The sequence below is a fragment of the Rhizobium sp. CC-YZS058 genome (genome assembly GCF_034720595.1).
Lineage (GTDB): Bacteria > Pseudomonadota > Alphaproteobacteria > Rhizobiales > Rhizobiaceae > Ferranicluibacter.
Genome location: NZ_JAYESJ010000003.1, coordinates 183,510 through 203,854 on the forward strand (window position 1 = coordinate 183,510; position 20,345 = coordinate 203,854).

Consider the following 20,345-nt stretch of genomic DNA (forward strand, 5'->3'; position numbering starts at 1 on the left):
TTCCGGCTGGCGCTCAGTCTTGCGCCGCCAGCCTCATCAGACCGTCGAGGAGCGCGCTGGCGACCGGGTCCTCCTGCGTGTCCGGCCCCATGACGCGGAAGGTGGTCGCTACCAGCTTGCCGCGGCCAAGACGCTTCTCGATGAGGAAAGCGGCCGGCTTGTGCACCCAGCCGATGACCACGCCGGCATGGACGCGGCCATGGAACTCCCAGGGCCGGAACCCGGCCATGACCTGCAGCGGAACCACCGCGCCGAAGGAAAGGTCGAGCAGCGGTCCACCCGGAATGTGCGAGAATGCGCCATCCCGGCGCAGCCATGAAAAGTTGCCCACCCAGTCTCCCCGCCAGAGCGATTTGTGGCGATCGACCAGGCTGTAGCCAGGAAAGGAGAAGTAGGGGCCGGAGATCAGCCCGCCGCCCCCGGCATCGATTTCGATCGAGGTCGGCCCGTCGCGCGGTGGGGTGTCGTCGCGCAGCCGTCCCGGCGCCTTGTCGACAAGCTGCAGCACATGCAGCCCATCATGGATGGCGTCGATCAGCGCCGGTGTCAGCCTGTCTGTCACGAAGACAGGCGCCGACGCGTCCTGCCGGTAGCCGAGCGCGTCGAGCCGCTCCGCCATGCGGTCCTGATCGCTGGTAAAGAGGGGGAGGGGGGGGCGCTCGCGCGCCGCATACAGTGACAGCGTTTCGCTGTTGCGCGCGATCTCGTCTCCACCGGGCGCCAGGAGCCGGAACTCTACCTTGGCGCGTGAGGCCTCGGACTGAGAACCGATCGCGATCTCGAGCGGCGCCTCATGCACCTGCATCGGCTCGATCTCCGGCATGGCGAGGCTGCCGCTCTGGTTGCCGAGCGACCATTCGAGCCGGCTTCCCTGAGGAATGCGCGCGCCGCCCGTGGCGATGGCAAGGGCAAATTCGGCCGTGCCACCGGAGGCGACGGCGTAGGCGGACGCACCGGGTGCGATGATCACATCCGCATTCACCTCCGGCAAAGCGCTTGCGAAGACGCGCGGATTGCGCGCCATGTCCATCAGGCCGTTGCCTTCCCAATGCACGTCGGTCAGTTCCGTCACCACATAGCCGCCGATCTGCGGATGGCGGCGGATGACCTCGATCTCGTATTTGAGGTTCATATGCTGGTGCCACTGCACCTGCTCGATAAAGGCGGAAAAGGGGCCGAACACCTGGAAGAGGCCAAGCTCGCGGTAGCGCGCCTCGATCCCCTGCGGCAGGGCCGTGCCGTCTGCCCAGGTTGCGCCATAGCTGGTCCACCAGGGATCGCGCCCCTGCTCGTCGCGCAGCAGCGCAGGGTCGGGCAAACCCCAGACGCCGAATTCGGACAGGATCAGCGGCTCTTGGCCGGTCCGCACGGCCTCGGCATCCTTGGAGAAGGTCCAGTCGGCATTGGCAGCGAATTCCTGGCAAAGCAGGTCCCACTCCGCGCGCCGGTCGGTCGCCGTGCGGTAGAAGTGGTAGTCGTTGATGTCGGTCTTGACGTGATAGTTCGGGAAGCAGGCCGAATTGTCCACGACCAGCCGCAGCGGATCTTCCGCACGCAGCCAATCGACCATCTCGGAGATCCAGCGCCGCTGTTCGGCCGATTCGCGCAGGCGCGTGCCCCAGTCCTCGTTGATCAGCGTCCAGATGATGATCGAGGGATGGTTGCGATCGCGAGCAAGGATGCCCTCCATCGTCTCCTTCAAGCGTCTCGCGGAGGAGGGCGAGAACGTCTCGACATTGGGAATCTCGGTCCAGATCAGCATGCCGAGCCGGTCGGCAACCTCGTAGTAGCGGGGGTCCGGCACCTTGATATGGCAGCGCAGGCAGTTCAAGCCGAGTGCCTTCGACTTGCGCAGCTGGTCCTCGAGCATTTCCAGCGAGGGCGGCGTGCCGAAGCCGTCCGGATAGTAATCCTGGTCGAGCGCGCCGCGCAGATAGAGGGGCGAACCGTTCAGCCAAAGCGCCCCGTCGCGGGCCTCGAACCGGCGGAAGCCGAAGGTGGAGGCGATCACGTCGGACCGGGCACCCCCGTCAACAAGCTCGAGGCGTGCGAGATAAAGGTTCGGCGCATCCGGCGACCAGGCCTGCGGCGCGGGAAGGGTGAGCGCATGCGACAGGCGGCCGGCTGCGGCCTCGACCCGCTCCTCAGCCAGGATTTGCCCTGCGGGATCGGTGATCGTCAGCCGAAGGGAGGCATCGGCGTGGTTCGAAAGAGCGGCGCTGACCGTCAGCCGCCCGTCCGGCCAGGACGGATCGAGACGCAGGTTCTCGATATGGACGGCGGGGCGGGCTTCCAGCGTGACGGACTGCCAGATGCCGGCCTGCGGGCCATACCAGCTCTGCTTGCCATGCGGAATCTCGGCAAAATCCGCCGCATTTCCGCGCCGATGAGCATCCGGGAGCTCGGCCACCACCTCGATCTCGTTTTCAGCTCGCACCAGCGCCGGCGGAAGAACGAGCGTGAACGGCAGGTAGCCGCCGTCATGTTCACCGATCTGCGTACCGTTCAGCCGGACCTGGCAGCGCTCGCCGACCGCGCCGAAGTGCAGAGCGATCTCCAGGCCCGACCAGTCCTTCGGAATTACCACCCGGCGCCGGTAGGTCGCCCTCCCGAAGCTGACCGCAAGATCCTCGAAACAGGCCTGCCAGGGCGCAGGCACGCGGGCCTCACGCCAGACGCCGTCGCTGTCATGACAGAAATCCCAGAGGCCATCGAGCGAGAGGCGGCGCCGGGCGGAGGCAGGAGCGGAAGTCGGGGAAGACGAGGTCATGGCGATACCCAAGCCGCGCACGGCGGCCTTCAAAGAAGGAGAAGAGAAGGGGAATGGGGAGGCGCCGGGCGGCCTGAGGGGAGAGAGGCTCAGGCGCCCGGCGCAGCGCGGCTAGCGGTTTCGGCGCAGGACGCGGTCGACGCCGGCCTGCATGGCCTCGATCGCGGCCTGCGGTTCCGTGCCCGTCAGCCACATGGCGTTCAGGTCGGTGATCATGGCGTTGTAAACCGCCCGCTGGTTCTGGACCTGCGGGAGGGCGGTGGCATTGGCAGCGGTTGCCGAGAACTCGTTGCGGTGCGGCAGCGCCTTGAACGGCTCGGAATCAAGCACCGACTGGCGGACCGACAGATGGCCGGTGCGCGACCATTCGAAATTGTTGTCGTTCAGGAATTTGAGGAAGGCTTCGGCGGCCTTGGTTTCCTCCTCGCTGCGGCTGTCATCCTTCGGAATCACCCACATATGGCTGTCCGCCCAGACCTTCTGATTGGCAAAGAGCTGCGGCACATTGGCAACGCGGTAGTTCTTCAGCGTTGCCTTGCCGCTCTTGGCCTGACTGTCATAATTGTCGACGCCCCAGGTGCCGTTGATCAGGATGCCGGCCTCGCCGTTCAGGAACGCCTGTTCGGAGCCCGGGTAGTCGAGCGCCGGGTTGGCGAGCCCTTCCGAATAGATCGACGAGATCAGCTTGGCGGCGTTGAGGCCCTCGGGCGTGTTGATGCTCGCAGTCTTGCCGTCGGCCGAGACGACATCGACCCCCTGCTGCCACATCAGCGTATCGAAGAAGCGGACCATCATGCCTTCGGCGCTCTGGGATTCGGACGCGATGAACGCCTTGCCCGTCGCTTCCTTGAACTTCTTGCCTTGGGCGATCAGCTCTTCGGCCGTCGTCGGCAGCATGGGCGAGCCATCGGCATTGACCATGCCTGCCTGCTTCATCAGGTCCATGTTCACATGGAAAAGCAGAGCGTGGAGATCGAAGGGCAGCGCGTAGATCTCGTCCTGGGCGGTGGCGTTCTTCAGCGCTGCCGGCACGAAGTCCTGCGTCTCGATGCCGAGCGCCTTCATCGGGCCCGAGAGCGGGGTCAGCAGATCGCGGTTGGCGAAGTTCGGCAGGACGGAGGCGTGCATGACCGCGATATCGGGGATGTTGCCGGTCGAGTAGGTCGCGGTCAGCTGGTCGTAATAGGCGCCCCATTCCACGGTCTGGGTCACCACCTTGGCGCCCAGCGTGTTCTCCGCGTTGAACTTGTTGGTAAGCACGGTGATGATGCCGCACTCGCCGTTCGCCTTGGAGACGTCGGTCACCGCGCCGTATTCGGTGTTGCACTCGCCGAAGAAGCGCAGAAGCGAAAGCTCCACTGCCTGGGCCGAACCGGCAAAGGCCGTCGTGGTCAGCAGCGTGGCGAGCGCCATCGTCCGCAGGGTGTCAAAGGTACGCATCGTTTCCTCCTTGGTGATGCAGAACCGTTTGGCCGGCCTCCCGCCGGCCAACGGATTATTTGCCGGCGTTCATGGCGACGCCGGCCACGATGAAGCGCTGGAAGATCAGGAACAGAAGCATGATCGGCAGACTGGCGAAGACGGCCGACGCCATCACCGAGCCAAGCCCTTCGGAAAAGGCGAAGTTGCTCTGAATGGACGCGAGACCGACCGTCACCGTGTACATGTCGGCCCGGGTGGCCGAGACGAGCGGCCAGAGAAAGTCGTTCCAGGCGAAGATGAAGGTGAAGAGGCCAAGCGTCGTCAGCGCCGGCACGGAGAGCGGCAACATGATCTTCAAAAACACCGTGAGCCGCGAGGCGTGATCGATCTCGGCCGCCTCTTCCAGCTCCTTCGGGATTGAGCGGAAGAACTGCATCATCAGGAAGACGCCGATCGGCACGGCCACGCGCGGCATGACGAGGGCGACATGGCTGTTGTGCAGCCCCCATGCGGAAAACATGGTGTGAAGCGGAATGAAGATCGATTGTTCCGGCACCATCAGCCCTGCCATCACCAGCAGAAACAGCGTCTTCTTGAAGGGGAAGCGCAGTCGGGCGAAGGCGTAGCCTGCCATGGACGAAACGATGAGCACGAGCGCGGTCATCGTCACGGCAACGATGAGGCTGTGCATCAGCCAGCGCGGCACCGTCTCCATCTTCAGAAGGTTGATGTAGTTGTCGAGCGTGAAGGGCAGGGGGATGAAGCCGGCGGTCGAGCGCATCAGCTCGGCATTCGGCTTCAGCGACATGGTGACGACCCAGAGGATCGGCAGCAGCCAGAGAATGGCGAAGGCGACCGTGAGTGCCAGGATCGCTCCGTCCGTGGCGCGACGCAGGCTGCGCGATCGGCGGGCGGCAAGGGGCGAGGCAGCAGGAGGCGAAGACAAGACGGCCATCACGCATCCTCCCGTCGGCCGAGCCAGAGCTGCGCCATGGCGAAACCCAGCATCAGCAGGAAGAGGCCGAAGGCCATGGCGGAGGCAAAGCCGACCTGCCAGTCGCGGAAGCTCGTCTCGTAGATATATTGCACGAGCATTTTCGTCCGGTTGGCCGGTCCGCCCTGGGTCATCAGATGCGCCTGGCCGAAGATCTGGAACTGGCCGACGATCTGCAGCACGAGGACGAGCAGCACGGTGTTGCGGATGGAGGGCAGGGTGATGCGGAACAGCGTCGTCAGCCGACCGGCATGGTCGAGCTCGGCCGCCTCGTAGAGCTCCGGCGGGATCTGGCTGAGGGCGGCCAGGAACAGCGCCATCGGCAGCCCGACGCCCCACCACAGCGTGGTGACGGTCAGCGACGGCATCGCCAGCGCGCCATTGCCGAGGAAGTTGATCGGTTCGGCGCCGAACCAGCGGAAGAGCGGGACCAGCAGGCCGTTATCGGCGTTCAGCACCATCGACCAGATGAGCGTGACGACGGACACCGAAAAGACGCTGGACAGGAAGAAGATCGACCGCAGGACACCTCTGACCCGCCCGCCGCCATTGACGGCGAGCGCGAGAAGCAGGGCCAGCAGGGTCATGCTGGGCACGGTCATCGCCACGAATTGCAGCGTGTTGCCGACTGCCTTCCAGAAGATCGGGTCGGCAGAAAGATCTTCATAGTTCAAGAGGCCGACGAACTCGCGGAAGTTCCCCGCCAGCTCCCAGTCATGCAGGCTCATCCAGAGCCCCTTGAAGAAAGGATAGACGAGAAGCACCCCATAGGCGACAAGGAAGGGCGAGAGGAACAAGGCCGCCGCGACCGCCTCTTTCCGCCGGGCCGGGGTTTCAAAGGCGGACATGCCGGCTGCCCCCTTCGAGTCCTGTTGCGGCAAGGGCCGTGATGGCCAGCTCGTCCGCATCGAACACATGGCGGATGCCGTCGCCGATGGCGAACCGGACCGTTGCGCCGATGGCAGGCGCAGCACCGCCGCGCTGTTCGGCGACGATGCTGGTTCCATCGGCGAGCGTCGCATAGACGAGCTGCATCGCGCCCAGCTGTTCCACCACGTCGACGGTGCCGGCGATTTCGCCGTCGTCCCGAGGCGTCAGGTTTTCCGGCCGGAGACCGAGCGTGACCGTCGCACCCACGGCCACGGACTCCGGCTGGGCGCGCGCGTCGAGCGTGAAGCCGCCCGCGCCTTCCAGCGTCAGCCGGTCGCCGGCGACGGCCGTAACGCGCGCCGGGATCAGGTTGATGCGCGGTGCGCCGAGAAAGCCGGCGATGAAGGCGTTTGCCGGCCGGTCGTAGAGCTCGATCGGCGTTCCCACCTGTTCGATGCGCCCTGCGCGCAACACGACGATGCGGTCGGCCATGGTCATGGCTTCCGTCTGGTCATGCGTCACATAGATCATGGTGGCGCCGAGGCGGTGATGCAGCCGGGCGATCTCCGTGCGCATGGAGACGCGCAGCGCTGCATCGAGGTTGGACAAGGGCTCGTCGAAGAGGAAGACATCCGGCTCGCGCATGATCGCCCGGCCGATGGCGACCCGCTGACGCTGGCCGCCGGACAGCGCATTCGGCCGCCGCTCCAGATAGGGCTCCAGCTGCAGGATAGCCGCCGCCTTGGCGATGCGCGCCTCGATCTCGGCCTTGGGCGTCCCGATGTTCTTCAAACCGAAGGCCATGTTCTGGCGTGCGGTCATATGCGGGTAGAGCGCATAGTTCTGGAAGACCATGGCAACGCCGCGGTCGCGGGCTGCCTCGTGGCGAACGGAGCGCCCGCCGATCAACACGTCGCCACCGCTCGCCTCCTCAAAGCCGGCAATGATGCGCAGGAGGGTCGACTTGCCGCAGCCCGACGGGCCGACGAAGACGACGAACTCGCCGTCCCTGATGCTCAGCGAGACATCGTGGATGACCTGGACTGCGCCGAACCGCTTCGATACCCCTGAAGGGTCACTTCCGCCATCCACTCCTCCCAAAGTGTTTAGTTATATATCCATTCTTATAACTAAATTTTTTCAGTTATCAAGCGCTCAAGCTGTCGAAGCGCGATGGGTCGTGCTATGCGGAGGGGATCAGGAGGGCCGCAGCGGTGCCGAAAAAGCCTACCATGTCCGATATTGCAGTCGCCTGCGGGGTATCCCAGGCGACCGTTTCACTGGTCCTCAACAATGCGCCGGGCACGCGCATTTCGCCGGCGACGCGGGAAGCCGTGCTCGCGAAGGCGGCCGAGATCGGCTACACCACCGTCCACAGGCGAGCCGAGCGTCGTCCGATGATCGCGATGTTGATCAACGACGTGACCAGCTCTCCGCATGTCGCCGGGCTGATCGACGGCGTGACCGAGGCGGCCAACGAACTCGGCCTGATGGTCTCGGTGATGCCCACGTCCGGCGACAGCGACACGGAAGAGGCGGCGCTCGACTATCTCACCGCCATGCCGGTTGCCGGTGTCCTCTATGCACGCCTCATCACGCAACAGGTCCATCTGCCGCCGCGCCTTGCCAACCTGCCGACGGTGCTTCTCAATTGCTACAGCGCCGATCGCACAGTATCGAGCGTCGTGCCGGGCGATCTCGTTGCAGGCCAGGCGGCAGCGCTCTCCCTGATCAAGGCCGGCCATCGACGCATCGGCTATATCGGTGGTGAGGACTCGATCGAGGCGTCGCGCGAGCGGCTGAAGGGCTACCGCCGCGCCTTGATGATGCATGACATCGCCGTCGATCCGTCGATCATCTTCAAGGGCGGCTGGACGATCAAGGGCGGCTATGATGCCTTCAAGCAGATGATGCTGCTGCCAGATCCGCCGACGGCGACCTGCTGCTTCTGCGACAGGACTGCCATGGGTGTCTATTCGGCCGCCGCCGAACTCGGTCTGACGATCCCGGACGACATGTCGATCATCGGCTTCGACAATGAATCCTACACGGCCGACATGGTGCCGCCGCTGACGACATTGCAGCTGCCGCACAGCGAAATGGGGCGCTATGCCGTCGAGCATCTCGCCGAACTCCTCTCCACGCCGCGGGCAAAGCCGCGCCCCTTCAAGGTCAAGTTCGAATGTGAGCTGATCGAACGCCGCTCCGTAAAAACGCTCGCCGCGCCGGACGTGGGCGCGAAACGCAAGACGACGGTCTAGACGCTCGAAGTCTTACGCGGCGGAGCTTTCGCGGTGTTTCAACAGCCGTGCGCGCAGCTGGGCTGCGATGAAGACGGCATGGTCGGTGACTTGCGGCAAGCCCATGAGTTCGCCGACGGTGCCGCGGGCAAGCGGCCCGGCAATGAAGACCTCCTCGACCGGTCTGCCGTTGCCGGCAAGCGGGTGCCCGTCCTGGTCGCAGGCGATGCCGAGCCCGGTCGGGCAGGGCTGCAGCAGGCCCTCGCGTGCGAGGTCGGCGAGGAAGGGCTGGCTCTCCAGAATGCCGCCATGGGCCGGACCGGTCGTCACGATCACCGCATCCGCCTCCACTTGGCGCAGGGTCTTCGACCGGCGGTCCCGCACCTGCAACCGATAAACCCCGTCCTGATGGTCGACCGAGGCAACCGATGCGGCGAGAAGCTGCAGGCGGCCAGCATCGGTGGCACGGCGCAGAACATCGTCCACCTGGGGCGCGATGCGAAAGCGGTGGACGTCCCAGAACGGGCGGAGGTGGCGGACGATCCGGCGCCGTTCGGCCATCGGCAGGCCGGGCCAGATGGTCTGGCCCTGCGCCCGAACGGCGTCGATCACGGCATGCCAGGTCAAGCCTTCGCGCTCGGCCTGTCGGATCGTCTGCCGGATATCGCGCAACAGGGTACTTGCCGACGTCCGGGGGCCGTCGGCGAAGGCGCCATAGGCTGCCTGGCCTGCGGGACCGTGCGCGCGTGACCGCAATCCGCGGCGCGAAAGGGAGAGAAGAGGGCCGCGATGCCCCTGCCGCGCAAGGGAGGCGATCGCATCCGCCGAGGTCAGCCCATTGCCGAGGATCAGCACTCGATCTTCCGTCTCGATCGGCGCCAGCGCGTCCGGCAAGGTCACGTCGGCGATCAGCTTCGGCGCGCCGCGCAGGGCCTCGAAGCCACGCGGCAAGGCGGGGGCGGGGTGGCTGACTGCCAGCACCACCAGATCGGCCGTGAGCGCCCGTCCGTCTTCGCCGTCGATCCGATAGCCGGAGGCAAGAGCTTTCAGCGCCCGGACCCTGGTTTGCCAATGCTCCACCTGACCGGCTGCCAGAAGCGGCGCCAGCCGCGCCGCCATATAGGCGCCGAACACGGCACGCTGCGGATAGGGCAGACCATCACGGCCGATGAGGTCGGCGTCGTGCGCTGCGGCGCCGGTTGCCTGAAGATAGTCCTCGAAGTCCTGCGGCCGCTCCGGGTCCATGGTCATCTTGCCGGCGGGAACATTGATGCGGTGGGCCGGGTCGGTCGCGCCATAGGCGAGACCCTGCCCCAGCGCGGCACGCGGTTCGACGACGATGATGCGTGTGCCAGGTGGCAAGGCCGGACCGGATGCCAGATGGGCGGCAACCGTCGCGCCTGTGAACCCGCCGCCGATGATGGCGACGGTTGGATTGTGAGGTGCAACGGTCAGGCGCGACATGATGAAAGAACTGCTCGTGAGAAAGAAAGGGCCGAAGGCTTGATCGCCAAGGCTTGCGTCAAGGACCTGTCAGACAGAGGGCGTGCCCTCAAGGCCCCAGAATTTGATTTTGTCCGCCCATCGCTTCGGCTCTCGGGAGAGATCGTCCCGATCGTCGGGCGTTTCAATCCCCGTGCTCGACGCTGCCAGGCGTCCCTCATGCTTCGCGCGGCGCAGCGCGCCCAGGAAGTCGAAAGTGAAAAGACTGAAGCTCATCGGCATGGCGGTCTCCCTGCCTGTTGATGCAGATCAGTGTGAGCGCGGCGCAGCCTGAAGTCAATTTAGTCTACGAATTTTATATTCTATTCGCCGCTTGTCCGAACCCTCGCTTCGCGCCGACCAGACGCCGAAAGGCATCCTGCGTATTTGGAAAATTTTTCTCCTCGCAGCGCCAATGTCGGAACGATCCCGACTCTGCTTGTCTGTTAAATCTAGTAATTTAATCGACAACAAGAGAGGGTGATCCATGAAGTTGACGACAGTTCTTTCCGCATTCCTGATCGCCATGGCGGGCCCGGCCATGGCCGAGACCGTCAAGATCGGCGTTGTGCCCGGCGTTTACGGGGATTCCGTCGAGGCGCTGGTGCCGGAGGCCAAGGCGGCCGGCATCGACCTTGAGGTCATCGAGTTCAGCGACTGGACGACGCCGAACGAAGCACTTCAGGCAGGCGATCTCGACCTCAACTATTTCCAGCATGTGCCCTTCCTCACCAATGCCATCAAGCAGAAGGGCTACACGATCACGCCGATCGGCGTCGGCACGCTCGCCAACATCGGCATCTACTCGCTCAAGCACAGGGATTTCGCCAGCGTTCCGGAGGGCGCGACCGTCGCCATCGCCAATGATCCGGTGAACCAGGGGCGCGGGCTGCTGCTGCTCGAACGGGGCGGTCTGATCAAGCTGAAGGAGGGCGTCGGCTATCTCGGCACGCTCGACGATATCGTTGAGAATCCGAAGAATGTCACCTTCCGCGAAGTCGAAGGCCCGCAGCTTGCGCGCATCACCGCCGATGTCGATCTGGCGCTGGGGTACCCGCATTTCATCATCGCCGCCAAAACCTTCGATCCGGGTTCGGGCCTGATCTATTCCGGCGTCGATGACAAGCAGTTCGCCATCGTCTTCGCGGCGAATGCCGCCAAGGCCGACAATCCGGTGCTGAAGAAGGTGGTCGAGCTCTACCAGTCCTCCAAGGTGGTTCGTGCGGCGATCGATGAAGGCTTCGCGCACAATCCCAAGCTCTACACCATCGCATGGGAGAAATGAGCGTGGCTGCGGTCGAAGCCGGCAGCGCCCGAGCGGCGGCACGGGGTGAACGGTTCCATCCGCCGGGTCCGCAGCGGGCGCAGCCCAGTCCAGGCGACGCTGCCGTTCCGGCTGATTACCCGGACGCCGGCAAACAAGCCGCAGTCGCCGGCTACGTGCGCTTCGAGGCCGTGGAAAAACGCTATCGATCACCGGCAGGCTCCGTCGAGGCGCTGAAGGGGATCGACATTGCGGTACCGGCCGGCACGATCTTCGGCATCATCGGGCGCTCTGGTGCCGGCAAGTCGACCCTGCTGCGCATGGTCAACCGGCTGGAACGCCCAAGCTCCGGCCGCGTGCTCGTCGACGGCGTCGATATCGCCGCGCTTGGCGAGGACGATCTGGTCCGCCTGCGCCGGCGCGTCGGCATGATCTTCCAGCATTTCAACCTGCTCTCGGCCAAGACCGTGTTCGACAATGTCGCCCTGCCGCTGCTGGTTGCCGGCGTCCCCTCGGCGGACATCGCTGCGCAGGTCAGCGAGGTGCTGGCGCTGGTCGGGCTCGCCGGCAAGGAGACAACCTATCCGTCCCGCCTTTCCGGCGGACAGAAGCAGCGGGTCGGCATTGCGCGCGCGCTTGTCAGCCGTCCGGAGATCCTGCTCTGCGACGAGGCGACCTCGGCCCTCGATCCGGAGACCACGGTTTCGATCCTCTCCCTTCTCAAGGACATCAATCGCCGCCTGGGCCTCACCATCATCCTCATCACCCATGAAATGAGCGTGATCCGCGAGATCTGCGACCATGTGCTGGTGCTCGATCAGGGGGAGATCGCCGAGACAGGGCGGGTCTGGGAGGTTTTCGGCCGGCCGACGCATGAGGCGACCCGGGCTCTGCTCGCCCCGCTTGATCGCGGCCTGCCGGAGGATCTCGCCGCCCGTCTCCAACCGCAGTGGGACGGCAGGCCGGCACGCGCGCTTATCGAATTCGTCTATACGGGTGCTGCCGACCGCAGGCCGGATGTTTCCGGCCTCTCGGCGCTTCTCGGCGCGAACACGCTGATCGTCCAGAGCCAGCTGGATCGGATCGACGGCCATCTGGCCGGGCGGCTCATTCTCTCGACGCCGGCCGGCGATCGGCTCGACACCCTCATCGCGGGCCAGGATCTGGCCCATGCCGCAAGGATTCTCGGCTATGTCCCCGCAGATGATTGATCGCCTGTGCCAGGCATTCCTCGATACGGTGACGATGGTGGGCGTCTCCGCCCTGATCGCTCTGGTGATCGGCGTGCCCTTGGCGGTCTTCCTGGTTCTGTCCGCGCCGGGCGGGCTCATCACCGCGCCGCGCAGCCACCGTATCCTCGGGGCCGTCATCAACGGCTTTCGCGCAGCGCCCTTCATCGTCCTTCTGGTCGCGCTCCTGCCCTTCACCCGGCTTGTGACGGGAACGACGATCGGCGTCTGGGCCGCCATCGTCCCCTTGTCGATCAGCGCGACGCCGTTTCTCGCCCGCATCGCCGAGGTCAGCCTGCGTGAGGTGGAGCCGGGACTGATCGAAGCGGCGCAGGCGATCGGTTGCCGCCGCTGGCACATCATCCGCCACGTCCTGTTGCCGGAAGCGCTTCCAGGCCTGATCGGCGGCTTCACGATCACGCTTGTCTCGATGATTGGTGCGTCGGCCATGGCCGGTGCGGTGGGCGCGGGCGGGCTCGGCGACATGGCGATCCGCTATGGCTACCAGCGCTTCGATACGACCGTGATGCTCGCCGTGCTGGTCGTGCTGATCGCCACGGTGTGCCTCGTTCAATTCGCCGGAGACACCGCAGTGCGCCGCCTGCGCGCGCGCTGATCTTCCCGTCTTCTTCAACCGGACATCGACCATGACACCCCATTCATCCCGCTCCGCCGGCCAGACGGAGACCGGCTCGGCCGAGGCACTGCTCCGCCGGCCGCGCGAACCCCGTCCCGTCTATCGCATTCGCGATGACGACGAGGCTGTCGACATCGCGCATCGGCTTGCCGAGCGCTTCCGGACCGGCGCCTCGGAGCGCGACCGGCAGCGCCGCCTGCCGTTCGAGGAGATCGAGACCTACACCGAAAGCGGGCTGGGCGCGATCACGGTGCCCAAGGCCTATGGCGGCACCGGTGCCGGCTACGAGACGCTGGCCAGGGTCTTCGAAATCCTCTGCGCCGCCGACCCCTCGCTCGGCCAGATCCCGCAGAACCAGTTCGGCGTTCTGGCGCTGGTTGCCGATATTGGAACCGAGGCGCAGAAGGCGCGCGTCTATGCCGATGTTCTCGCCGGTCATCGCATCGGCAATGCCGGGCCGGAGCGGAAGACGAAGCTGGTGACGATCTCGACGACCCGACTGGAGGCGACCAGTCGAGGGCTGCGGCTGACGGGTGAGCGCTTCTATTCGACCGGCGCGCTCTTCGCCCATTACATCCCGACCCGGGCGGTTGACGACGAGGGGCGGGCCGTGCAGGTCTGGGCGCGCAGCGGGCAGCCGGGCGTGACGATCATCGACGATTGGGCGGCCTTCGGCCAGCGCACGACGGCCAGCGGAACGGTGGTCTTCCATCAGGTGGCGATCGAGCCGGAGCTCGTCTTCCCCGTCCATGCCTTCAAGGACAAGCCGGGTCTGGCCGGGCCGGTGTCCCAGCTGATCCAGGCAGCGATCGACGCCGGCATCGCCCGCGCCGCCTTCGAGGATGCCTTGGGCTTCGTGCGCGAGCGGGCCCGTCCCTGGGTGGATTCCGGTCTTTCCCAGGCGACCGACGACCCGACCATCCTGCACAGTGTCGGCGCTCTGGCGACCGACCTGCATGCCGCGCAGGAAATCCTCTACGAGGCCGGCCGCACCATCGATGCCATCGCCGCGGCCCCGGTAACGGCGGAAAGCAGTGCACGCGCCTCGGTAGCGGTTGCAGAAGCGAAGATCCTGACCACGGAGATCGCGCTGGAGGCAAGCGAAAGGCTCTTCGATCTCGCCGGTTCCGCCGCAACGCGCGCCGCCCACAATCTCGATCGCCACTGGCGCAACGCCCGGGTCCACACGCTGCACGATCCGGTGCGATGGAAGATTCATCTGATCGGCAATTATGCGCTGAACGGCATCCTGCCCAACCGTCATCAATGGAACTGACCCATGGCCGATCTGTATCCGGTCCCCGCCGCTGCGCGCCCTGAGGCCCGCCCGCATCTCATCACCTCGGATGCGGAGGCCATTGCCGTGGCGACCGCCTTTGCCGAGGAAATCCGACCTGGCGCCTCCGCGCGCGACGCGCAACGGCGGCTTCCCTGGCTGGAGCTCGACCGTTTCGTGGCGACGGGCCTCTGGGGTATCACAGTCCCCAAAGCCTTCGGCGGCGCGGGGGTTTCAGCGGGAACGCTCGCCCGGGTGACGGCGCTGATCGCCGCCAGCGATGGCTCGCTCGCCCAGATTCCGCAAAATCACTATTACTCGCTGGAAATCCTGCGGGTCGGCGGCAGCGAGGCGCAGAAACGTTTCTTCTACGATCGCGTCCTTGCCGGCGAGCGCACCGGCAATGCTCTGGCGGAGACCGGGCACCGCGACTTCAAGCGCCGCACGCGGCTGACGCTGGAGACCGGCACCTGGCGTGTCGACGGCACCAAATCCTACTGCACGGGAGCGATCTACGCCCACTGGATCCCGACGCTGGCGGTTCAGGCCGAGGGCGGCGAGGACAGAGGGCATCTCGTCTTCATTCCCCGCGATGCTCCCGGCGTGACGGTGGTGGACGACTGGGACGGCTTCGGGCAGCGGGTAACCGGCAGCGGCACGGTGCAGTTCGACCAGGTGGCGGTCGAGCCGGAGTGGATCCTGCCCTATCAGGCGTCGTTCGAAACGCCGACGACGATCGGCCCGGTGGCGCAGATCATCCACGCCGCCATCGATCTCGGTCTCGGCGAAGGCGCGTACCGCGATCTTCTCGATTTCGTGAGGACCCGCTCGCGCCCCTGGATCGATGCCGGAGTCGAAACGGCGGCCGAAGATCCGCTGACGCTGAGCGAGATCGGACAGGTGCGCTTGCGCCTGCGTGCCGCAGAGGCGCTGCTGCGGCGGGCAGGGGCGGTGGTGGATCTGGCCATGGACCAACCGGGCGAGGACACGGTGGCCGCGGCTTCCATCGCGGTCGCGCAAGCAAGGATCGCCAGCACCAAGGCCGGTCTTCTGGCGGCCACCAAACTGTTCGAGCTGTCGGGAACCTCCTCGACGGTCGACGAGGACAATTACGATCGGCACTGGCGCAATGTGCGAACCCACACATTGCACGATCCGGTCCGCTGGAAATATCAGGCGGTCGGCCAATACTATCTCAACAATCGCCGCCCGCCGCGCCATGGTGCCCTTTGAGGGCATCGCCCTCGCGCATACATATCCCTCAGGCAGTCAAAGCAGAGCATGTCGCAGAGAAAAGAGATCCTCCTCAACGCCTTCAGCATGAACTGCGTCGGCCATATCAACCACGGTCTGTGGACCCATCCGCGGGATCGGTCGCAGGACTATACGAAGATCTCCTACTGGACCGATCTCGCGCAGACGCTCGAGCGCGGTCTGTTCGATGGCCTGTTCCTGGCCGACATCATCGGCGTCTACGACGTCTATCAGAACTCGGTGGATCTGACGCTCAGGGAGTCGATCCAGCTTCCGGTCAACGATCCGCTCCTGCTCATTTCCGCCATGGCGGCGGCAACGCGCCATCTCGGCTTTGGCGTCACCGTCAATACCAGCGTGGAGGCGCCCTATAGCTTCGCGCGCCGCATGTCGACGCTCGATCACCTGACCGAGGGGCGCATCGGCTGGAACATCGTCACCGGCTATCTCGACAGTGCCGCTCGTGCGCTCGGCCAGACCGGTCTCGGCGAGCATGACAACCGGTACGACCGGGCGGACGATTACCTCGCCGTTCTCTACAAGCTCTGGGAGGCCAGCTGGTCCGACGATGCCGTGCCGCGCGACAAGGCGCGCCGGGTCTTCGCGGAGCCGGAGCGGGTGCGCAAGATCGAGCATGACGGCCCCTATTATCGCTGCGAGGGCTATCATCTGAGCGAACCCTCCGCCCAGCGAACGCCGGTGCTCTATCAGGCGGGCACCTCGGGTCGTGGCCGCCAGTTCGCCGCCCGCCATGCCGAGTGCATCTTCATCGGCGCGAGCGACCGGGCTTCCGCCGCCCGCACCGTCAAGACGCTGCGGGACGAGGCGGTGGCGGCCGGGCGCCGGGCCGAGGACATCAAGATCTTCGTCGGCATCACCGTTGTGACCGGCGTCACCCATGCCGAGGCGCAGGACAAGCTGGCCGACTATCTCGACCATGCGAGCCCGGAAGCGGGGCTTGCGCATTTTTCCGCCGGCAGCGGCATGGACCTGTCCCGTTTCGACCTCGACGAGACGATCGAGTACGGGGCGGGGAATGCCATCCAGTCGGTGACGCAGATGGCGCGCCAGAAAGGCTGGACCAAGCGCCAGCTCCTGAAGGAGCTCGCCATCGGCGGACGTTATCCGCTGATCGTCGGCGACGGGGCGAGGGTGGCTGAGGAGCTGATCGCCTGGGTGGAGGAAAGCGGGATCGACGGCTTCAACCTGACCCGCACCGTGGTGCCGGAGAGCTATGCCGACCTCGTCGACCGGGTGGTGCCGGAACTCCAGCAACGGGGCGTCTACAAGACCGCCTATCGCGGTGGCACGTTGCGTCACCAGCTTTTCGGAAAGGGCGACTATCTCCCCGAAAACCACCCAGGAAGCCAGGAAGCACGAACCGCGCGGCTTGCCGCCGAGGCCTGACGGCTTTTACCTGGTCCGCCAATCCTTACGGACGGGCGGAGCTGTGGCGGGAGGACGGAGGGGTGAGCGAAAGAGGCGTGCAGAGCGCTCGCCTTGAACGCGCCGCCCTGTCCTGAAGGCGATCGAGAAGCGTAAACCCGATTGGCCAGCGGCCGAAACCGCTTGCGATATTGATATGGCCGGCGGCGCCCAGATCAGCGAGATCGCTGCCCCAGCAGCGCGCCATCCGCTCCGCCATGTCGAAGTGCATGTAAGGATCGTTACGGCTGGCGACGACCAGGCTTGGAAAGGGCAGGCGCTTCGTCGGCATGGCGCCAAAGCGCACGACGCAGGGATGCAGCGTCTCGACGCGCGCGAGGTCGCAAGGGGCGACGAGCAGCGTGCCCTTGATCATCCGGGCCAGCGGGCGGTCCGCAAGCTGGGCTGCCAAGAGACAGCCAAGGCTGTGCGCGACGAGCCAGACGGGATCGGAGAAGGCGAGCGTTTCTTCCAGGCGACCCAGCCAGTCCTCGAGCGTCGGGCAGCCCCAATCGTCCTGCAGGAGCATCCGCGCGTCCGGCCGTTCCTCGGCCCACACAGCCTGCCAGTGACCGGCCGGCGAGCCGTTCAGGCCCGGCAAAAGAAGCGTTTCGACCGCAGGGCGCGAGGACGGCATGACAAAACCTCTCTGGCTCGATAGGGGGCCGGCAGCTGCCGACGGCTCAGCGCTCGCGGCTCTGATGGGACCAGGGAACAAAGCGGCGCTCGATCCAGCGGGCCAGCCACTCCAGGGCGAAGGCGACAATGGCAATGACCGCGATGCCGGCAATGACGATATCGGTCACCAGGAACTGTGCCGCCGACTGGATCATGAAGCCGAGGCCGCGCGTGGCGGCGACGAGCTCGGCCGCGACCAGCGTCGACCAGCCGGTTCCGAGCGCGATGCGCGTCCCGGTCAGGATCGAGGGAAGAGCGGCAGGCAGGATGACACGACCGAGCACCTGCCGCCGTGTCGCGCCGAAGGAGCGCGCGGCATTGACGAAGTCGCTGGGCACGCCACGCACGCCGGCGCTGGTGGACAGGATGATCGGCGGCAGCATGGACAGCGCGATTACCGTGACCTTCGACGCTTCGCCGATCCCCACCCAGATGATGATCAGGGGCAGATAGGCGAGCGGCGGCAGCGGACGAAGGAACTCGACGATCGGATCGAGCACGCCGCGCCCGATCCGGCTTGTGGCGATCAACAGTCCGGCGGGCACGCCGACCAGAACGGAGACGAAGAGCGCCCCCAGCACTCGGCCAAGACTGGCGAGAAGATGCTCGAGCAGGGTGGAATCCACGAAGCCGGTGGTGACGAGCGTTCCGAGCGATTGGGCGACGACGAGCGGCGAAGGGAGAAAGACCGGCGAAACCGCGCCATAGGCCGATGCGAGGAACCAGGCGAGAAACAGTCCGCTCACCGTCGCGGCCGAGACGATCCAGATCGGCACGCGGACGCCGCGGCGCGGGCTGGCCGCCGCCTTCAAACGTGTCAGGTCAGCCGTGTTGTCCGGCCGGTCGGTCGGGATCTCGGCAAGCGCGCTCATGCAGCGATCTCCTCGGTGCTATCGTCATGGATGAGGCCGGTCAGCTCGTCATGGAGCGCGCGGAACTGCGGCGACCGCCGCACCGCGCGTGGGTCGGCTCCCGCCAGGATCTCCGCCGAAAAGCCCGTCGTCAGGATCGTGCCGATCCGGCCGGGCTCCGGCTGGAGGACGACGATGCGTGTGGCCAGCAGCAGCGCTTCCTCGATGCTGTGCGTGATCAGCAGGGCGCCGGCCTGGCTCGTCCGCCAGATATCGAGCAGAAAGAGCTGCAATTTCGACCGGGTCAGGGCGTCCAGCGCCCCGAGCGGCTCGTCGAGCAGGAGAAAGCGTGGATCGGCCGCCAGTGCCCGTGCGATGCCGACGCGCTGGCGCATCCCGCCGGAAAGCTCCCAGATGCGCCGGTCGCCGGCCTCCTTCAGGCCGACGCGGGCCAGAAGGTCCTCGGCGATCGACCGCCGTTCCGCAACGCCGCGACCCTTGAGCGCCAAGGGGAAGGCGATATTGTCGCGCGCGGTCAGCCAGGGATAGAGCGCATCATCCTGGAACACCACGGCACGCTCCGCACCCGGGCCCGTGATGGGCACGCCATCGACGCTGACCAATCCGGCGCTCGGCGTCTGGAACCCGGCGGCGAGATTGAGCAGGCTCGTCTTGCCGGAGCCGGACCGCCCGATGATGACGACGAATTCGCCGGTCGAAACAGAAAGCGAGATCCGGTCCAGCACCAGATGCGGAGGCTGGCCGGGAAGCGCATAGGAGAGGCTGGTCTGGTCGAAAGTCAGGCGGGTCGTCATCGGGCCGTCCAGGGTCTGGGGAGGAAATGCGGGACCGGCCTGCCTCGGCAGACGGGCCGGTCCTATGCGTCAGAAGGAAAGCTTGGCGGCGTCCTTGACCCAGCGCGGCGAGACATAGGCGCTGTAATCGTCGAGCACGGAGGGGATCTTGCCCTGCTCCTTAAGGAAGGCCGAGGTGGCCGCGACGGCCTTCACCGTTCCACCACCGAGCAGGTCGGCACCCGCCTGTTCCTCAAGCGTCGGGAAGATGTAGCCCTTCAGCAGCGCCGGTACTTCCTCGGGCTTGGCGCCGGTCAGCCGCGCGATCTTTTCGGCCTGCGGCGATCCTGCACCCCAGCTGTCGGGATTGGCGCGGTAGGCGGCCGTCGCATCGCCGGTGACCTTGACGAAGGTGGCGACGAGATCGGGATGCTTCTCGGCAAAGCTCTTGCTGACGATCCAGGCGTCGAAGGTCGGGCCGCCCCACTGGGCGACATCGGCGGAGGTGGCGAGCACGGTGCCGCTGGTCTTGATCTGCGAGAGCACCGGATCCCAGACATAGGCGCCATCAATATCGCCGCGCGACCAGGCAGCCGCGATTTCCGGCGGGCGGAGATTGAGAATTTCGACCGACTTCGGATCGATCGACCAGTGCTTGAGCGCGGTCAGGAGGCTGTAATGGGCGGTGGAGACGAAGGGTGTAGCAATTTTCTTGCCGGCCAGGTCCTCCGGCTTGGAAATACCCCGCACCGCCAGCGCCTCGGCCTCGCTGATCAGCCCGACAAGGGCGATCGTTTCGATCGGCAGCTGACGACTGGCGGCGGCGGCGAGCGGGGAGGAGCCGACATAGCCGATATCCAGCGAACCCGAAGCAATGGCCGCGATCACGTCCGCGCCGCTGTCGAACTTCTTCCAGTCGATCGTGGCCTTCGTTGCCGCCTCATAGGTTCCGTCCGCCTGCGGGACGCGGGAGGGCTCGACGATCGGCTGGTAGCCGATGGTGATGGTCACGTCGGCGCTGAAGGCCGGTGTGCCGATGAGCGCGAGAGCAAGGGCGGTGCCAGCGGCGAGCAGGCTGCGGCGGGTGGGTGCGGTCATGTCGGGTTCTCCTCTCGGGTTAGTCGCATGACCGAAGCTTATGATATCGACAAATTATATA

Annotated in this window: 18 protein-coding genes; 7 read left to right on the forward strand and 11 right to left on the reverse strand. The window is 65.8% G+C overall.

What is annotated here, in order from left to right; all coding sequences use genetic code 11:
• Window positions 1-13: 13 nt before the first annotated feature.
• The 5 genes from U8330_RS21540 to U8330_RS21560 all read right to left on the reverse strand — a co-directional run bounded on the left by U8330_RS21540 (window position 14) and on the right by U8330_RS21560 (window position 7,148).
• Window positions 14-2,770 carry a glycoside hydrolase family 2 protein gene (locus U8330_RS21540; protein WP_323107629.1) on the reverse strand — a complete coding sequence of 919 codons (2,757 nt, stop codon included), beginning with the start codon at window positions 2,768-2,770 and terminating at the stop codon, window positions 14-16.
• 111 nt (window positions 2,771-2,881) lie between these two features.
• Complete coding sequence (locus tag U8330_RS21545; RefSeq protein WP_323107630.1) at window positions 2,882-4,210, reverse strand: extracellular solute-binding protein; 1,329 nt, start codon at window positions 4,208-4,210, stop codon at window positions 2,882-2,884.
• A 55-nt stretch (window positions 4,211-4,265) separates the two neighbouring features.
• A complete protein-coding gene (locus U8330_RS21550) occupies window positions 4,266-5,147 on the reverse strand; it encodes a carbohydrate ABC transporter permease (RefSeq protein WP_323107631.1) in 882 nt (293 codons plus the stop codon).
• Window positions 5,147-6,034: a sugar ABC transporter permease gene (locus tag U8330_RS21555; protein WP_323107632.1), complete on the reverse strand. Its 888-nt coding sequence runs from the start codon at window positions 6,032-6,034 to the stop codon at window positions 5,147-5,149. The genes U8330_RS21550 and U8330_RS21555 overlap by 1 nt, the downstream gene beginning before the upstream one ends.
• Window positions 6,021-7,148, reverse strand: coding sequence for a sn-glycerol-3-phosphate ABC transporter ATP-binding protein UgpC (locus tag U8330_RS21560; protein WP_323107633.1), 1,128 nt, complete (start codon window positions 7,146-7,148; stop codon window positions 6,021-6,023). The genes U8330_RS21555 and U8330_RS21560 overlap by 14 nt, the downstream gene beginning before the upstream one ends.
• 140 nt (window positions 7,149-7,288) lie before the next feature.
• On the opposite strand from U8330_RS21560, the gene U8330_RS21565 reads away from it, so the two are divergent.
• On the forward strand, window positions 7,289-8,317 hold the full coding sequence (locus U8330_RS21565) for a LacI family DNA-binding transcriptional regulator (RefSeq protein WP_323107634.1): 1,029 nt from the start codon (window positions 7,289-7,291) through the stop codon (window positions 8,315-8,317).
• A 12-nt stretch (window positions 8,318-8,329) separates the two neighbouring features.
• On the opposite strand, the gene U8330_RS21570 is transcribed toward U8330_RS21565, so the two are convergent.
• Both U8330_RS21570 and U8330_RS21575 read right to left on the reverse strand, forming a co-directional pair.
• The gene (locus U8330_RS21570; protein ID WP_323107635.1) at window positions 8,330-9,760 is read right to left on the reverse strand and encodes an FAD/NAD(P)-binding protein; all 1,431 of its coding nucleotides are present in this window, start codon (window positions 9,758-9,760) and stop codon (window positions 8,330-8,332) included.
• 69 nt (window positions 9,761-9,829) lie between these two features.
• Window positions 9,830-10,021 (reverse strand): hypothetical protein, encoded by a 192-nt coding sequence (locus U8330_RS21575; protein ID WP_323107636.1) that lies wholly within the window; start codon window positions 10,019-10,021, stop codon window positions 9,830-9,832.
• Window positions 10,022-10,265: 244 nt separating this feature from the next.
• On the opposite strand from U8330_RS21575, the gene U8330_RS21580 reads away from it, so the two are divergent.
• The 6 genes from U8330_RS21580 to U8330_RS21605 are packed head-to-tail and all read left to right on the forward strand — an operon-like array spanning window position 10,266 to window position 16,845.
• Complete coding sequence (locus U8330_RS21580; RefSeq protein ID WP_323107637.1) at window positions 10,266-11,063, forward strand: MetQ/NlpA family ABC transporter substrate-binding protein; 798 nt, start codon at window positions 10,266-10,268, stop codon at window positions 11,061-11,063.
• Between the two features lie 2 nt (window positions 11,064-11,065).
• Window positions 11,066-12,253, forward strand: a complete 1,188-nt coding sequence (locus U8330_RS21585) for a methionine ABC transporter ATP-binding protein (protein ID WP_323107638.1) — start codon at window positions 11,066-11,068, stop codon at window positions 12,251-12,253.
• Window positions 12,234-12,887: a methionine ABC transporter permease gene (locus U8330_RS21590; RefSeq protein WP_323107639.1), complete on the forward strand. Its 654-nt coding sequence runs from the start codon at window positions 12,234-12,236 to the stop codon at window positions 12,885-12,887. The genes U8330_RS21585 and U8330_RS21590 overlap by 20 nt, the downstream gene beginning before the upstream one ends.
• A gap of 31 nt (window positions 12,888-12,918) precedes the next feature.
• Complete coding sequence (locus U8330_RS21595) at window positions 12,919-14,184, forward strand: SfnB family sulfur acquisition oxidoreductase (protein ID WP_323107640.1); 1,266 nt, start codon at window positions 12,919-12,921, stop codon at window positions 14,182-14,184.
• A 3-nt stretch (window positions 14,185-14,187) separates the two neighbouring features.
• On the forward strand, window positions 14,188-15,417 hold the full coding sequence (locus tag U8330_RS21600) for an SfnB family sulfur acquisition oxidoreductase (RefSeq protein ID WP_323107641.1): 1,230 nt from the start codon (window positions 14,188-14,190) through the stop codon (window positions 15,415-15,417).
• A gap of 48 nt (window positions 15,418-15,465) precedes the next feature.
• Window positions 15,466-16,845, forward strand: a complete 1,380-nt coding sequence (locus U8330_RS21605) for an LLM class flavin-dependent oxidoreductase (protein WP_323107642.1) — start codon at window positions 15,466-15,468, stop codon at window positions 16,843-16,845.
• Between the two features lie 25 nt (window positions 16,846-16,870).
• Here U8330_RS21605 and U8330_RS21610 read toward each other — a convergent pair whose 3' ends face one another.
• The 4 genes from U8330_RS21610 to tauA form a co-directional block, all read right to left on the reverse strand.
• A complete protein-coding gene (locus U8330_RS21610) occupies window positions 16,871-17,500 on the reverse strand; it encodes an alpha/beta hydrolase (RefSeq protein ID WP_323107643.1) in 630 nt (209 codons plus the stop codon).
• Between the two features lie 46 nt (window positions 17,501-17,546).
• On the reverse strand, window positions 17,547-18,413 hold the full coding sequence (locus U8330_RS21615) for an ABC transporter permease subunit (RefSeq protein WP_323107644.1): 867 nt from the start codon (window positions 18,411-18,413) through the stop codon (window positions 17,547-17,549).
• Complete coding sequence (locus tag U8330_RS21620) at window positions 18,410-19,207, reverse strand: ABC transporter ATP-binding protein (RefSeq protein WP_323107645.1); 798 nt, start codon at window positions 19,205-19,207, stop codon at window positions 18,410-18,412. The genes U8330_RS21615 and U8330_RS21620 overlap by 4 nt, the downstream gene beginning before the upstream one ends.
• Window positions 19,208-19,276: 69 nt before the next feature.
• Window positions 19,277-20,284, reverse strand: a complete 1,008-nt coding sequence (tauA, locus tag U8330_RS21625; RefSeq protein ID WP_323107646.1) for a taurine ABC transporter substrate-binding protein — start codon at window positions 20,282-20,284, stop codon at window positions 19,277-19,279.
• Window positions 20,285-20,345: the final 61 nt, after the last annotated feature.